This window comes from Polaromonas sp. (assembly GCF_012927415.1).
GTDB lineage: Bacteria > Pseudomonadota > Gammaproteobacteria > Burkholderiales > Burkholderiaceae_C > Polaromonas.
The window spans coordinates 1-14,375 of the sequence record NZ_JABBPF010000201.1 but is presented as its reverse complement, the minus strand read 5'-3'; the positions used below and the strand labels follow the sequence as shown (position 1 = coordinate 14,375).

The 14,375-nt window shown below is 58.5% G+C and carries 14 protein-coding genes; all 14 read left to right on the top strand.

Annotation, left to right across the window (positions count from 1 at the left end):
* Positions 1-68 precede the first annotated feature (68 nt).
* The 14 genes from rlmN (at position 69) to HHJ19_RS16320 (ending at position 14,323) form a co-directional block, all read left to right on the top strand.
* Positions 69-1,217, top strand: a complete 1,149-nt coding sequence (rlmN, locus tag HHJ19_RS16385) for a 23S rRNA (adenine(2503)-C(2))-methyltransferase RlmN (RefSeq protein WP_296908949.1) — start codon at positions 69-71, stop codon at positions 1,215-1,217.
* Entirely contained in the window at positions 1,214-2,026 is an 813-nt protein-coding gene (pilW, locus tag HHJ19_RS16380; protein WP_296908934.1) for a type IV pilus biogenesis/stability protein PilW, read from the top strand. The genes rlmN and pilW overlap by 4 nt, the downstream gene beginning before the upstream one ends.
* The gene (locus HHJ19_RS16375; RefSeq protein WP_296908933.1) at positions 2,019-3,011 is read left to right on the top strand and encodes a helix-turn-helix domain-containing protein; all 993 of its coding nucleotides are present in this window, start codon (positions 2,019-2,021) and stop codon (positions 3,009-3,011) included. Before pilW ends, HHJ19_RS16375 begins: the two co-directional genes overlap by 8 nt.
* Positions 3,008-4,282, top strand: coding sequence for a flavodoxin-dependent (E)-4-hydroxy-3-methylbut-2-enyl-diphosphate synthase (ispG, locus tag HHJ19_RS16370; protein ID WP_296908948.1), 1,275 nt, complete (start codon positions 3,008-3,010; stop codon positions 4,280-4,282). The genes HHJ19_RS16375 and ispG overlap by 4 nt, the downstream gene beginning before the upstream one ends.
* Before the next feature lie 16 nt (positions 4,283-4,298).
* Complete coding sequence (hisS, locus tag HHJ19_RS16365) at positions 4,299-5,657, top strand: histidine--tRNA ligase (protein WP_296908932.1); 1,359 nt, start codon at positions 4,299-4,301, stop codon at positions 5,655-5,657.
* A gap of 71 nt (positions 5,658-5,728) precedes the next feature.
* Positions 5,729-6,424, top strand: coding sequence for a tetratricopeptide repeat protein (locus tag HHJ19_RS16360; protein WP_296908931.1), 696 nt, complete (start codon positions 5,729-5,731; stop codon positions 6,422-6,424).
* A complete protein-coding gene (gene bamB / locus HHJ19_RS16355; RefSeq protein ID WP_296908930.1) occupies positions 6,421-7,566 on the top strand; it encodes an outer membrane protein assembly factor BamB in 1,146 nt (381 codons plus the stop codon). Before HHJ19_RS16360 ends, bamB begins: the two co-directional genes overlap by 4 nt.
* A 23-nt stretch (positions 7,567-7,589) precedes the next feature.
* The gene (gene der, locus HHJ19_RS16350; RefSeq protein WP_296908929.1) at positions 7,590-8,933 is read left to right on the top strand and encodes a ribosome biogenesis GTPase Der; all 1,344 of its coding nucleotides are present in this window, start codon (positions 7,590-7,592) and stop codon (positions 8,931-8,933) included.
* A gap of 50 nt (positions 8,934-8,983) precedes the next feature.
* The gene (hfq, locus tag HHJ19_RS16345; protein WP_296908928.1) at positions 8,984-9,253 is read left to right on the top strand and encodes an RNA chaperone Hfq; all 270 of its coding nucleotides are present in this window, start codon (positions 8,984-8,986) and stop codon (positions 9,251-9,253) included.
* Between the two features lie 17 nt (positions 9,254-9,270).
* Entirely contained in the window at positions 9,271-10,431 is a 1,161-nt protein-coding gene (hflX, locus tag HHJ19_RS16340; protein ID WP_296908927.1) for a GTPase HflX, read from the top strand.
* Positions 10,432-10,485: 54 nt separating this feature from the next.
* Positions 10,486-11,904: an FtsH protease activity modulator HflK gene (hflK, locus tag HHJ19_RS16335; RefSeq protein ID WP_296908926.1), complete on the top strand. Its 1,419-nt coding sequence runs from the start codon at positions 10,486-10,488 to the stop codon at positions 11,902-11,904.
* 11 nt (positions 11,905-11,915) lie between these two features.
* Positions 11,916-12,821: a protease modulator HflC gene (hflC, locus tag HHJ19_RS16330; RefSeq protein ID WP_296908925.1), complete on the top strand. Its 906-nt coding sequence runs from the start codon at positions 11,916-11,918 to the stop codon at positions 12,819-12,821.
* A 6-nt stretch (positions 12,822-12,827) separates the two neighbouring features.
* On the top strand, positions 12,828-13,016 hold the full coding sequence (locus HHJ19_RS16325) for a DUF2065 domain-containing protein (RefSeq protein WP_296908924.1): 189 nt from the start codon (positions 12,828-12,830) through the stop codon (positions 13,014-13,016).
* Between the two features lie 128 nt (positions 13,017-13,144).
* Positions 13,145-14,323 (top strand): ATP phosphoribosyltransferase regulatory subunit, encoded by a 1,179-nt coding sequence (locus HHJ19_RS16320; RefSeq protein WP_296908923.1) that lies wholly within the window; start codon positions 13,145-13,147, stop codon positions 14,321-14,323.
* Positions 14,324-14,375 lie beyond the last annotated feature (52 nt).

Here is a 14,375-nt window from a genome sequence, read left to right as displayed (position 1 = left end):
CCCATGCTTTGCTGCCCCCCGTCCGGGTCGCCACTTGCGTGGGACGACTCGAGCTATCGCGCGCCGCGATGACGACCAACCTGCTTGATTACGATCTGCAGGGTTTGACCGCCTATTGCGAGCAGCTCGGGGAAAAGCGTTTCCGCGCTACCCAGCTGTTCCGATGGATTCACCACAAAGGCGCGACCGATTTTGAACAGATGACGGATCTGGCAAGGTCCTTGCGTGAAAAGCTGGTTGGAACATCTCGTGTTCAGGGTCCGAAAGTGGTGTCCCGCCACGATTCAGCAGACGGCACCATCAAATGGTTGTTTGATGTCGGTGCGGGCGACGTGATCGAGACAGTTTTTATTCCCGAGGCCGATCGGGGAACGCTCTGCATTTCATCCCAGGCGGGTTGTGCCATGGGCTGCCGCTTCTGTTCGACCGGGCATCAGGGTTTCAGTCGCAACCTCACGACCGGTGAAATTATTTCCCAGCTCTGGTTTGCCGAGCATTTCCTGCGCCAGCACCTGGGCCGAGAAGAGCGCGTGATTTCCAACGTGGTGATGATGGGCATGGGCGAGCCATTGCAAAACTACTCGCAGTTGCTGCCAGCGTTAAAAGTCATGCTTGACGATCACGGCTACGGCTTGTCACGACGCCGCGTGACTGTCTCCACTTCGGGCGTTGTGCCGATGATCGACCGGCTGGCCCGGGATTGTCCCGTCGCTCTTGCCGTCTCGCTGCACGCGCCGGAAGATGTGCTGCGCGACAACCTGGTGCCGCTGAACAAAAAATACCCTATCGCTGAGTTGCTGCAGGCCTGCACCCGCTACCAGGCAGCCGCGCCACGCGACTTCATCACGTTCGAATACTGCATGCTGGATGGTGTCAACGACCAGCCCGAGCATGCTCGCCAACTGGTGTCTCTCATGCAGGCGCATGCCACACACGGTTTGTCTTGCAAATTCAATCTGATCCCTTTCAATCCGTTTCCCGCTTCGGGTTTGACGCGTTCGGAGATGCCGCAAGTGGTGGCGTTTGCCAAGATCCTGATGGAAGCTGGCATCGTCACTACGGTGCGCAAGACGCGCGGCGATGACATTGATGCAGCGTGTGGGCAACTGGCTGGCGATGTGCAGGACCGCACCGGGGTAGATCGGCGCATGGCGGCGCAACGGCAAGGTATGCTGCGTGGAATCAAGGTAGTTGTCGTTAACCGGAGTGAGGTATGAGGGCTGTTGCCAATGTTTTCTGGATGTCGGTCTGCTGGAGCGCTGTTTTACTGGCGGGCTGTGCTAACTTTCAAGGCATCCCTGGCGCATCTTCTGGCAATCAGAATGAGTTCATTACCGATTCGGATGAGCCCGATCAGCGTCGCCGTGCGCGCCTGCGTGTCGAACTCGCGACAGGTTATTTCGAGCAGGGGCAGACCAAGGTTGCGCTGGATGAAATCAAACAGGCGCTGGTCACCGATCCAAGTTACGTCGAGGCTTATAACCTGCGCGGGCTGGTTTATATGCGGCTCAATGATGTTCCGCTTGCCGAGGACAGTTTCCGCCGTGCGCTGGCGCTGAATGCGCGGGATGCCAATGTGGCGCACAACTACGCCTGGCTACTTTGTCAGCAGGCGCGCTATGGCGAATCATTTCGGCTGTTTGCGCAAGCTATAGCCAATCCAACTTACACCGACAAAGCGAAAACCCTGATGGCCCAGGGGGTCTGCCAAGTCAACGCGGGACTTCCAGCCGAGGCCGAGCAAAGCCTGATGCACTCCTATGAGCTGGATGCCAGCAACCCCGTGACGGGCTATAACCTGGCAAATCTTCTTTATGTCCGCGGTGACTTGACTCGGGCCCAGTTTTATATTCGCCGACTGAATAACAGCGAGCTGGCAAACGCTGAAACCCTTTGGCTTGGTATCCGGACCGAGCGCAAGCTGAAAAATCAGGAAGCTGTCTCGCAGCTTGCGCAACAGCTGAGAAACAGATTTTCCCAGTCTCCTCAGGCTGCCGCCTACGAAAAAGGCTCGTTTAATGAATGAGCAACAGCCGCCATCGTCGGGCTTCAGTCCGGATGCAGGCAGCGCCAGCCACGGTGCCGGAGCTTACGAGCTCACTCCAGGCGCCTTCCTTCGTGAGGCGAGAGAAGCGGCGGGCATGCATCTTGTGACGCTGGCTGCCTCGCTCAAGGTTTCGGTCAAGAAACTGGAAGCTCTTGAGCAGGATCAGTTTGACTTGCTGCCTGATGCCGTGTTTGCGCGAGCTTTGGCATCGAGCGTGTGCCGCATGCTCAAACTCGATCCGGCGCCAGTGCTTGATCGTCTCCCGCCCGTCCACACCGCAAGGTTTGTTTCCCAGGACCGAGGTATCAATGAGCCCTTTCGACCGCGAAATATCGGTCCGGCGCCCTCGGTCTGGTCGCAGGTCTCGCGTCCCGCTGTGCTCGCCGGCCTGGTCTTGCTGTTGGGCGCGCTGGTATTGATTTTTCTGCCTTCAATCAGAAGGGATTCCACGCCTGACAACACTGGGACCGCAGCACCGGCTGTCGGGCCGCAGTCTCTTCAATCCCTGCCTGCCCTGTTGCCCAGGGCAGGCGCTGTACCCGAAGATATTGACATGCCAGCAGCGGGCCCGGGGCCATCCGCCGAGCCTGCAGTCTCCGGCGGTGGCCGAGCTGTGGTTTCCGGAGTCGCCTCGGTGTCGCCACCCCTTGGTGCGGCTCCTTTAAAAACCGCTGCAGCGTTGATTGCCGTGACACCCACCGCAAGTTCGGTCGTGCCTGCCGATCCATCTTCCATTGCGACGTTTCGCGCGACAGGCGAATCATGGATCAAGGTCACCGATGCAAAAGGGCTCGTTGTGCTGAATCGCACAATGGGCGCGGGTGAAGTCGTTGGTGTGTCTGGGGTGCTACCGCTTGCCGCCGTGGTCGGCCGCGCTGACGCAACGCAGGTGCAGGTTCGTGGTCAGGCCTTTGACCTGGGCGCAGTGACAAAGAATAACGTCGCGCGATTCGAGGTGAAATAGTGCAGCCCTCTGCCCCTATTGAGTCAGCTTTTCCGAAAAATCGGCGCTCCATACAGTCTCAGGTCGTATGGGGTTCGCGGGTGGTCACTGTCGGCGGAGCTGCGCCGGTGCGTGTCCAGTCCATGACCAACACCGATACCGTCGACGTTATCGGCACCGCCATTCAGGTCAAGGAACTTGCCGTTGCGGGTTCGGAAATGGTCCGCATCACGGTCAATACGCCGGAAGCCGCCGCTGCCGTTCCGCATGTGCGCGAGCAGCTCGACCGCATGGGTATTGATGTGCCGCTGATTGGCGACTTTCATTACAACGGCCACCGTTTGTTGACCGATTACCCGGCCTGTGCCGAGGCCTTGTCCAAATACCGGATCAACCCCGGCAATGTCGGCAAGGGCCACAAACGCGATACCCAATTCGGCCAGATGATCGAAGCCGCCATGCGCTGGAACAAGGCCGTGCGCATTGGCGTGAACTGGGGCAGCCTGGACCAGGAGTTGCTCGCCAGCTTGATGGACGAAAACAGTGCGCGCGCTACCCCGTGGGAGGCCAGACAGGTCATGTACGAGGCACTGATTACGTCTGCGATTGAGTCTGCCCGGCGGGCTGAAGAAATGGGCCTGCGCCGCGAACAGATCATCTTGTCCTGCAAGGTCAGCGGTGTACAGGATTTGATTTCCGTGTACCGCGAACTTGCCAGGCGCACCGATCATGCACTTCACCTCGGACTCACCGAGGCAGGCATGGGAACCAAGGGGACCGTGGCGTCGGCAACGGCGCTCTCGATTTTGCTGCAGGAGGGCATTGGCGACACCATTCGGGTCTCCCTGACACCCCAGCCCGGCGAAGCCCGCACCCAGGAAGTCGTGATTGCCTCCGAAATCCTTCAGGCCCTGGGCCTGCGCACTTTTGTGCCCAGCGTGACGGCGTGCCCGGGTTGCGGACGCACGACCAGTACCACCTTCCAGGAACTGGCCAAGCAGATTGACGATTTTCTGCGCGCGCAAATGCCGGTTTGGCGTGAGCAATACCCGGGTGTCGAAGGACTCAGGGTCGCAGTGATGGGCTGCATCGTCAATGGCCCGGGCGAAAGCAAACATGCCGATATCGGCATCAGCCTTCCCGGATCCGGGGAAGCGCCAGCCGCGCCGGTATTTATTGACGGCGAAAAAAGATTGACCCTGCGTGGCGACAACATTGCCCGGGAGTTTCAGGTCATCGTTGAAAACTATATTGAAAAACGCTTCGGCACACACGCCGGCGCCCAAGCCTGAAACCATGCCTGAAAAAATGACTGCTGGCCAGGCGGAAAAACCTGCGTTGGCCAAAACCGGAAAGCTGTCTGCCGTCAAAGGCATGAACGACATCCTGCCGCCCGACTCGGCGCGCTGGGAATGGCTTGAAGACAAGGTGCGCATGTTGATGGCGCGTTACGCTTACCGCAACATCCGCACGCCGATTCTGGAGCATACCCAGCTGTTTGTGCGCGGCATTGGCGAAGTCACCGACATCGTCGAAAAGGAAATGTATTCCTTCGAAGACCGTTCGGACAAGCATGGCGACCACGACTATCTGACCATGCGACCGGAAAACACGGCCAGCGTGGTGCGTGCAGTCACCGAGCACAACTTGCTCTACGAGGGCGGCAAGCGTCTGTATTACATGGGCCCCATGTTCCGCCGTGAACGGCCGCAGCGTGGCCGCTACCGCCAGTTTCATCAAATTGGCGCTGAAGCGCTGGGTTTCGCCGGACCCGAAGTCGACGCCGAATTGATTTTGCTGGCGGCTGCGCTGTGGAAAGAACTCGGCCTGACTGACTGGCGTCTGGAAATCAACAGCTTGGGTCAGCCAGACGAGCGTGCCCGGCACCGCGCACAACTGGTCGCCTATTTCGAGCAGCATGTCGATGAACTGGACGAAGAGGCCGGGAGGCGATTGCACAGTAATCCGCTGCGCATTCTCGACACCAAAAATCCCGCCATGAAGGCTGTGGTCGAAAGCGCCCCGCGGTTGATCGATTTCCTGGGTCCCCAATCGCTGGCGCATTTTGACGGTTTGAAGGCGATTCTCGATGCCAACGGCATTTCCTGGACGCTCAATCACCGGCTGGTGCGCGGACTTGATTACTACAACCTCACGGTGTTCGAGTTTGTGACCGACCGGTTGGGCGCTCAGGGCACTATTTGCGCCGGGGGCCGTTATGACTACCTGATCGAGCAAATGGGCGGCAAACCGGCACCTGCCGTGGGTTGGGCGTTGGGCGTCGAGCGGGTACTGGAACTCATCAGGGAGCAGGGCACGTCCATTCAGCTTCCCGTGCCTGATGCCTATGCCGTGATTCCTGACGCTGCTGCCCTGCCCGCCGTTTTGCAGACGCTTGAAGCCTTGCGTGCAGCAGGCGTGAGCATCCAGATGCATGCAGGAGCCAGTGCGGACGGGCCAGGAAGCATGAAGTCCCAATTCAAGCGGGCCGATGGCAGCGGTGCCCGGTTCGCGCTGATTTTCGGTGCCACCGAACTGGCTGAGGCCAGCGTCGCCGTGAAAGCCTTGCGAGGTGACAAAGGCGATGCCGTGCAGGGACAAACCCTTCGGCCGATGAACGATGTAGCCGCATGGGCCCACACCTTGCGCGCTGAGCCAGCGCTTTGAGCGATTATTCCGGCCCCTACAATCACCCCAATTCAATCCACCCCGTGACGGGGTAGAACCCACAGATATTTATGGCAAAACACCTCGATTTGGAAGAACAGGAACAGCTTGAAGAACTCAAGCACTTCTGGAAGCAGTATGGCAACCTGATCACCTGGGCACTGATTGCCGTTTTAGGTGCATTCGCGGCATGGAACGGTTACCAGTACTGGCAGCGTAGCCAGGCCGCTCAGGCTTCTGTGATGTATGACGAGATTGATCGGGCGGTGCAGGCGGGCGACACTGCAAGGATCGAACGCTCGCTGGCTGACATGAAAGAGCGCTTTGGCGGCACCACTTACGCCCAGCAAGCCGGGCTTCTGGCTGCCAAAGTCTATTACGACAAAGGGAACTTGGAAGCTTCCCGTGCTGCCTTGACCTGGGTTTCCGAAAAATCGTCTGATACCGGTTACCAGGCCATCGCCAAGTTGCGCCTTGCCGGCCTGCTGCTTGAAAAGAAATCTTACGACGAAGCCTTGCAACAGGTTTCAGGGACTTTCCCGAAAGATTTCTCGGCCCTGGCCGCTGATCGGCGCGGCGATATCCTGATGGCCCAGGGGAAGAAAGCTGAAGCCAAAGCAGAATACGAAAAAGCATTTAAAGGGCTTGACGGGCGTGATGAGTACCGTCGTCTGGTCGAAGTCAAGCTCAATGCTTTGGGCGTCGATCCATCGGCAGGGCAAGTCAACCCGGCAATTGCGGCCGTCAATCCTGAGGTGAATAAATGAATAAACAACCTTTCTTGCCGGTGGTCCAGGGTTTACGGTTATCTTCAGCTATTATTTTAATAGCGCTTCTGGGGGGCTGCTTTGGCGGGGTAAAGAAACCCCAACCGGCAGAACTTCAGCCTGTGGTGGCCCTTGTTTCGGCCCGCCAGAGTTGGAGCAGCCGCATTGGCGCTGTCAGTTTTCCGCTTGAGGTCAGCGTCTCGGGCAATCGTGTTGGCGTGGCTGGCGACGATGGTAGCGTAGCGCTACTGGATGCCCAGACTGGTCGTGACATCTGGCGTGTAGCGCTGAATACCCCGATCGCCGCAGGCGTCGGAAGCGACGGAAGAGTGCTGGCCGTGGTGACCAAAGCCAACGAAGTTGTTGCCATGCAAGAGGGCCGTGAGCTTTGGCGCTCCAGGCTGGCGTCACAGGCTTTCACGGCCCCTTTTGTCGGTGGCGGGCGTGTTTTTGTGCTGGCCGCGGACCGCTCGGTCAATGCTTTTGACGGGCAGACGGGGCGCAAACTCTGGACCCAGCAGCGACCCAATGAGCCTTTGGTGCTGCGGCAATCGGGCGTGATACTGGCAGTGGGCGACACGCTGATCGTAGGCCTTGCGGGACGCCTTGCCGGCCTTAATCCTTCCAGCGGCAGTGTCCAGTGGGAAGTGCCGATTGCGTCGCCGCGTGGCATCAATGACGTTGAGCGGCTTGTTGACCTGGTGGGGCGTGTCAGTCGCGCCGGAGACAGCGTGTGCGTTCGGGCTTTTCAGGCCAGCGTAGGCTGTGTCAATGCCGCAAGTGGCGCGTTGCTGTGGACCAAGCCCGCTCATGGCGTGCAAGGTATTCACGGCGACGACCGTCTGTTGTTCGGCGCGGAAGCTGACGGTACGGTGCTTGCCTGGCGGCGCGCCGACGGTGAGCGAGCATGGTCAACGGAGCGTCTTCGCTACCGCGGCCTGACTGCGCCGCTGGTCGCGGGTCGCTCGGTGGCCATTGGCGATTCAGCCGGATTTGTCCATCTCTTGTCGCGCGAGGACGGCTCCCTGCTGAACCGCCTGTCCACTGACGGCTCAGCCATTGCGGCGGCTCCCGCGCTGGCGGGCAACACCCTTGTTGCGGTCACCCATAACGGCGGCGTTTACGGCTTTCAGCCAGAGTAAGCGTTTTGCCAGAAACCTGATTCATGAAACCTGTCATTGCCCTGGTCGGCCGTCCCAATGTGGGCAAGTCGACACTTTTTAACCGGTTGACCAAGACGCGGGACGCGATCGTGGCCGACTTTGCCGGACTGACGCGCGACCGCCATTACGGCAACGGCAAGCTGGGCCCACACGAATACATCGTGATCGACACCGGTGGTTTCGAGCCTGACGCCACGACCGGAATCTACAAGGAAATGGCCAAGCAGACCCGGCAGGCTGTTGCTGAAGCCGACGTCGTGATTTTTGTCGTCGACGCCCGGGCGGGCATCAGTGCCCAGGATCATGACATCGCCAGGTATCTCCGCAAACTTGGCAAGCCAACCGTGCTGACTGCCAACAAGTCCGAGGGCTTGCCTGAAGGCTCGCAGGTTGCCGAATTTTTCGAACTTGGCCTGGGTGAGATGCTGGCGGTTTCGGCATCGCACGGGCAGGGCATGCGCACGCTGGTGGATATGGCGTTGGCACCGCTAAACCTGCCCGATCCTGATGAAGAGGCTGAGCCGCAAGATCCTTCCATCATCAGGCTTGCTGTGGCGGGCCGTCCCAACGTGGGCAAGTCCACGTTGATCAATACCTGGCTGGGCGAGGAACGCCTGGTCGCGTTTGACCTGCCCGGCACAACCCGCGATGCGATTTCAGTACCGTTTGAGCGCGCAGGACAAAAGTTCGAGCTGATCGATACTGCCGGCTTGCGTCGCAAGGGCAAGGTTTTTGAAGCAATCGAGAAGTTTTCGGTCGTCAAGACCCTGCAGGCCATTGAGGGTGCCAATGTTGTTCTGCTGTTGCTGGACGCGACGCAAGGCGTCACTGACCAGGATGCACACATCGCCGGCTACATTCTTGAAAGTGGTCGCGCCGTGGTGCTGGCCATCAACAAGTGGGATGCAGTTGACGCTTATCAGCGCGAACTGCTGCAACGGTCGATTGAAACCCGATTGGGTTTTCTGAAGTTTGCCGCGATACACCATATCTCTGCCATCAAGCGTCAGGGCTTGGCGCCGGTCTGGAAATCCATTGTTCAGGCGCACGCATCGGCCAATCGCAAGATGTCCACGCCGGTACTAACCCGTTTGTTGATGGAAGCCGTGCAATTTCAGCAGCCTCAGCGTTCGGGGATGTTTCGTCCCAAGTTGCGCTATGCCCACCAAGGTGGCATGAATCCGCCCATCATCATCATTCATGGCAACTCACTTGAGCACGTCACGGAGGCTTACAAGCGCTACCTTGAAGGCCGTTTTCGCAAAGAGTTTGATCTGGTCGGCACGCCGATGCGCATTCAGCTGAAAAGCTCGCACAACCCCTTTACGGATAAGGAATCCGCTTAAGACTACAAGTTTGCCAGCGCGGGTGTGGTAACGTTTAGTTCTATTAACTTTTGAACACGGAACATATCGTGAGCAATAATAAAGGTCAGATGTTACAGGACCCTTTTCTCAACACTTTACGTCGCGAGCATGTACCTGTTTCAATTTATCTTGTAAATGGTATCAAATTGCAGGGTCAGATCGAGTCTTTCGATCAATATGTGGTTCTGCTTCGCAATACCGTGACCCAAATGGTTTACAAGCATGCAATTTCGACCATCGTTCCAGGTCGCGCTGTGAGCTTTTCGACCGGCGAGTCCGAAGAAGTTCCAACGAGCTGAGTTCGTACGACATTACGGTGAAAACACAAGCGCTCGCCCTTCTCGTAGGGGTTGACCTGGGGCTTCCCAACTTCGACGCTGATCTTAAAGAACTCGGTTTGCTTGCGCAGACGGCCGGAATGCAGCCGGTAGGGCATGTGACCTGTAAACGGAAGGCGCCTGACGCCGCGTTGTTTATCGGCTCGGGTAAGGCCGACGAAATCAAAATGTTGGCGCTCGAGACGGGTGCGACAGAAATCTTGTTTGACCAGTCACTCAGCCCGGCCCAACAACGCAACCTTGAGCGACATCTGGAAATGCCGGTCAATGACCGGACACTGCTGATTCTCGAGATTTTTGCCCAGCGAGCCCGTAGCCACGAGGGAAAGCTTCAAGTCGAGCTGGCCCGGTTGCAATACGTGTCGACACGTCTGGTGCGACGCTGGTCTCACCTTGAGCGGCAAACCGGTGGTGCTGGTGTGCGTGGTGGTCCTGGCGAAAAGCAGATTGAACTTGACAAACGCATGATTGGCGACGCCATCAAGCGCACCAAGGATCGCCTGGCCAAGGTGAAAAAACAGCGCCAAACGCAGCGAAAGCAGCGGGACCGACAAAACTCCTTCACGATTTCGCTGGTGGGTTACACCAACGCGGGCAAGTCCACGCTCTTTAACGCACTGGTCAAGGCCGATGCCTATGTTGCCGACCAACTTTTTGCCACGCTGGACACCACGACGAGGCAACTCTATCTTGGCGACGCCTCGCGCTCGGTTTCATTGTCGGACACGGTCGGATTCATTCGCGACCTGCCGCATGGTCTGATTGACGCGTTTGCTGCGACGCTTCAGGAAGCGGCCGACGCGGACCTGTTGCTGCATGTCGTCGACGGGTCCAATCCTGACTATCTTGAGCAGATCGAGCAGGTGCAACGTGTGCTCTGCGAAATTGGCGCGGCCGATGTACCGCAGATCCTGGTGTTCAATAAGCTCGACGCTATTGAAAAGACCAGCTTGCCCCTGCATCTGAAAGATGTATTTGAACTGAGAGGTGCCTTTGAAGGTGCTAGCCAAAGCGTTGAGCGGGTTTTTGTGAGCGCCCGGACGGGAGAGGGTTTACCGCTGCTCCGTGAATTGCTCGCCCGGCAGGTGGTCAATGTGCAGGCAGGCGAAATTTCTAGTGCAGTTAACGACCTTGCCTGATTCGGCAATTTCGTTAGGCACAATGTTGGTGTAATAAAAAGTGAGTTTGATCCCATGAATCTGAACCCCGTGCTGCAGACGTTGACGACCTTTCCCGGTTGGCTGAAACAACGCGCCCAAGGCATGCTTAACCTGAACGACCCGCGGTGGGGACGGGACGAAGACAAATCATCCCCTGATGATGCCAGTCCGGAAGCGCCACGAGATGACAAGCCAGCTCCCAGGCCCGCCAATCGACCGCAGGGTCAGGGACCGAATCAGGGCCCTCCGGATCTTGACGAACTCTGGCGTGATTTCAACCGCAAGCTCGGTGGCCTTTTCGGTGGTGCGAAAAATGCTGGAAATCGTGGTGGATTCGGCGGTGGAAACAAGGGTGGCAGCGGTGGCGGATTCCAGCCTGACATGAAAAGCGCGGGCATCGGTGTCGGCCTGATTGCCAGTGTCGCGGTGCTAATCTGGTTGGGCACTGGATTTTTCATCGTGCAAGAGGGTCAGCAAGCCGTCATCACGCAGTTTGGCAAGTACCGGTCGACCGTCGGTGCTGGTTTCAATTGGCGCCTGCCGTATCCCATCCAGCGCCACGAAATCGTGGTTGTGACGCAGATTCGCTCGGTCGACGTGGGGCGTGACACGATCCTCAAGGTCACCGGCCTGCGCGATTCGGCCATGCTCACCGAAGACGAGAACATTGTTGAAATCAAGTTTGCTGTGCAATACCGTTTGAGCGACGCGCGCGCCTACTTGTTCGAGAGCAAGGATCCGGCGGCCGCGGTGGTGCAGGCGGCCGAAACTGCCGTGCGCGAGGTGGTTGGAAAAATGAAGATGGATTTGGCACTGGCCGAAGAGCGCGATCAGATCGGCCCGCGCGTGCGCGCATTGATGCAGACCATCCTGGACCGCTACAAGGTGGGGGTTGAGGTGGTTGGTATAAACCTTCAGCAAAGTGGTGTGCGACCGCCCGAGCAGGTGCAGGCCGCTTTTGACGACGTGCTCAAGGCGGGACAGGAACGCGAACGCGCCAAGAATGAAGCGCAAGCCTACGCCAATGATGTGATTCCGCGTGCCGTGGGTTCCGCCTCGCGGTTGAAGGAAGAGTCGGAAGCCTACAAGGCGCGCATCGTGGCCCAGGCCCAGGGTGATGCGCAGCGCTTCAGCTCGGTGTTGACCGAATACCAGAAGGCACCGCAAGTGACGCGAGACCGCATGTACACAGATGCCATGCAGCAGGTCTACACCAACGTCACCAAGGTGCTGGTGGAGTCGCGCCAGGGCTCCAACCTTCTGTACCTTCCCCTTGACAAGATTATGCAAATGACCGGTGCCGGATCAGGCGTAGCGGACCCCTCGCTTCATTCGGGCACTGGCACTGGCGCAGGCGCGCCCGCAGCGGCGCCGTCCCTGCCAGCCAGCCCACTGCCGCTCGACACCCGCACGCGCGATACGTCCCGCACCCGCGACCGTGAAACCCGCTAAGGAAGAAAAAAGTGAATAGAGTCGGATTGATTGTTTCTTCTTTGCTGGTTGCCCTTGCAATCATCAGTTCCACGCTGTTTGTAGTGGACCAGCGCCAGTTTGGTGTGGTCTATGCATTGGGTCAGATCAAGGATGTGATTACCGAGCCAGGTCTTCATGTCAAACTGCCGCCGCCATTTCAGAACGTGTCTTACCTTGACAAACGCCTGCTTGTGCTCGACAGCGTCGATGCAGAACCGATGCTGACTGCTGAAAAGCAGCGTGTTGTGATTGACTGGTACGTTCGCTGGCGCATCACGCAACCGACAGAATACATTCGCGTCGTCGGGCTGGACGAGAAGGCAGGTGCCAATCAGTTGAACCGCGTGGTACGAAATGCCTTTCAGGAAGAAATCAACAAGCGCACGGTAAAGGATCTTTTGTCAACGAAACGGGAAGCCCTGATGGCCGACGTCAAGCGCGAAGTGCTGCAGGTGGTGCAGGGCGCAAAGCCATGGGGTGTGGATGTGATCGATGTCCGGATCACCCGTGTCGATTATGTGGAAGCCATTACCGACTCGGTGTACAAACGCATGGTCGCCGAGCGCCAGCGTGTGGCCAATGAACTGCGCTCGACCGGTGCTGCGGAGGGTGAAAAAATCCGTGCCGATGCAGATCGCCAGCGCGAGGTGACCGTTGCCAACGCTTACCGCGAAGCGCAAAAGGTGAAAGGTGAGGGCGATGCTGAAGCCGCGCGTACTTTTGCGGAATCCTTTGGCAAGGATCCCCAGTTTGCCCAGTTCTATCGCAGCCTGGATGCCTACAAGGCCAGTTTTAACAGGAAAAGCGACGTCATGGTCGTTGATCCTTCGTCTGATTTCTTCAAGGCCATGCGCGGTTCTGGCAGCAGTGGCGCCGTCGCGCCGGCTAAAAAATAGACTCCCTTGGACGGCAGCAACCTGTGGAAAGCGCTAGCCCTGCTGCTGGTACTTGAAGGGCTGTTGCCGCTCATGTCACCGGCCGGATGGCGCCGCATGTTTGAGCAGATTCTCGGTTTGAGCAATGGACAGATCCGTTTTTTTGGACTTTGCAGCATTGCTGCCGGGGTAATTTCCCTGCTTTTGCTGGCTTGAAATTGCGGCGGCTTTTGTTGCGGGCTGCTGCCTGTATTTCAGGTTGAGCGCTTGTCCTTGCCGCGTTGCGGATTAAAGCGGTTGCAAGCCCGGTAAAATGCTGCTTTTAACAGTCCACGAAAATTACAATGCCCGCCTGGTCGTCATCATGGCAATTGCCCGATCAAATTGCCGATGTCCTGCCCTCCGAGGCGCGTCACATCGAAGAGCTACGCCGTCTGTTTCTGGACACAGCGCGCAGCTATGGTTACGAACTGGTCATGCCGCCCCTGCTGGAGCATCTCGATTCCCTGCTGACCGGAACAGGTGAAGCGCTTGAGTTGCAGACCTTCAAGCTGGTCGATCAGCTGTCGGGCCGTACCCTGGGTTTGCGCGCTGACACCACTCCCCAGGTTGCCCGCATTGACGCACACTTGCTGAACCGACGGGGTGTGGCCCGTCTTTGCTACGGGGGCCGGGTGTTGCATCCCCGCGCCGACCGGCCCCATGCCACCCGCGAGCCCTTGCAGTTTGGCGCAGAAATTTATGGCCATGCCGGGCTGGAAGCGGACCTCGAAGCCCAGCGGCTCGCGCTGCAAGGCCTGAGAACCGCTGGCGTGACCGATCTGGCCGTCGACATGGCAGATGTCCGCATCGTCAATGGCTTGCTGGCTGGCGCGACTTTGGATACCCGGACGCTGACGCGCATTCACGCCGCGCTGTCGGCCAAGGACGCGAGTGAACTGGCCCAGCTCATGGCAGGGCTCAATGGTGACATTTCTTCAGCCGCGCGCGAAGGCCTGAAGGCAATGTTGCAGCTTTATGGCGATGAAAAAGTCCTGAAGGAAGCCGAAAAGGTGCTGCCGCCGTTGCCGGGCGTGATTGGTGCGCTGCAGAATTTGAAATGGCTTGCTTCCCGCGTGGGGGATGTCAAGGTCAGCTTTGACCTGGCTGACCTGCGGGGTTATGCCTACTACAGCGCCACCCGCTTTGCCATATACGGTCAGGGTGCCGAGTTGGCACGAGGCGGCCGCTACGACGAAGTGGGCGCGGTATTTGGCCGAAACCGCCCCGCGGTTGGCTTTAGCCTGGATTTGAAGGAACTCGTCAGCGTTCTGCCACCCCGGCTCCTGAACGCCGCCATTTGCGCGCCTTGGGGGGATGATGCCGGGCTGAACGCCGCCATTGCCCGCCTGCGGGCCGGCGGCGAAACAGTGACCTGCCTCTTGCCAGGCCACGAAAATGAAGTCAATGAATTTGACTGTGACCGCGAACTGGTCATGGCTGACGGCCAATGGGTCGTCCAGCCCCGGAGTCAAGCCGCCTGAAAAACGGCACGAAAAGCCGCGCAGGGTTCAATTCCGACGCGGCTGTATCCTG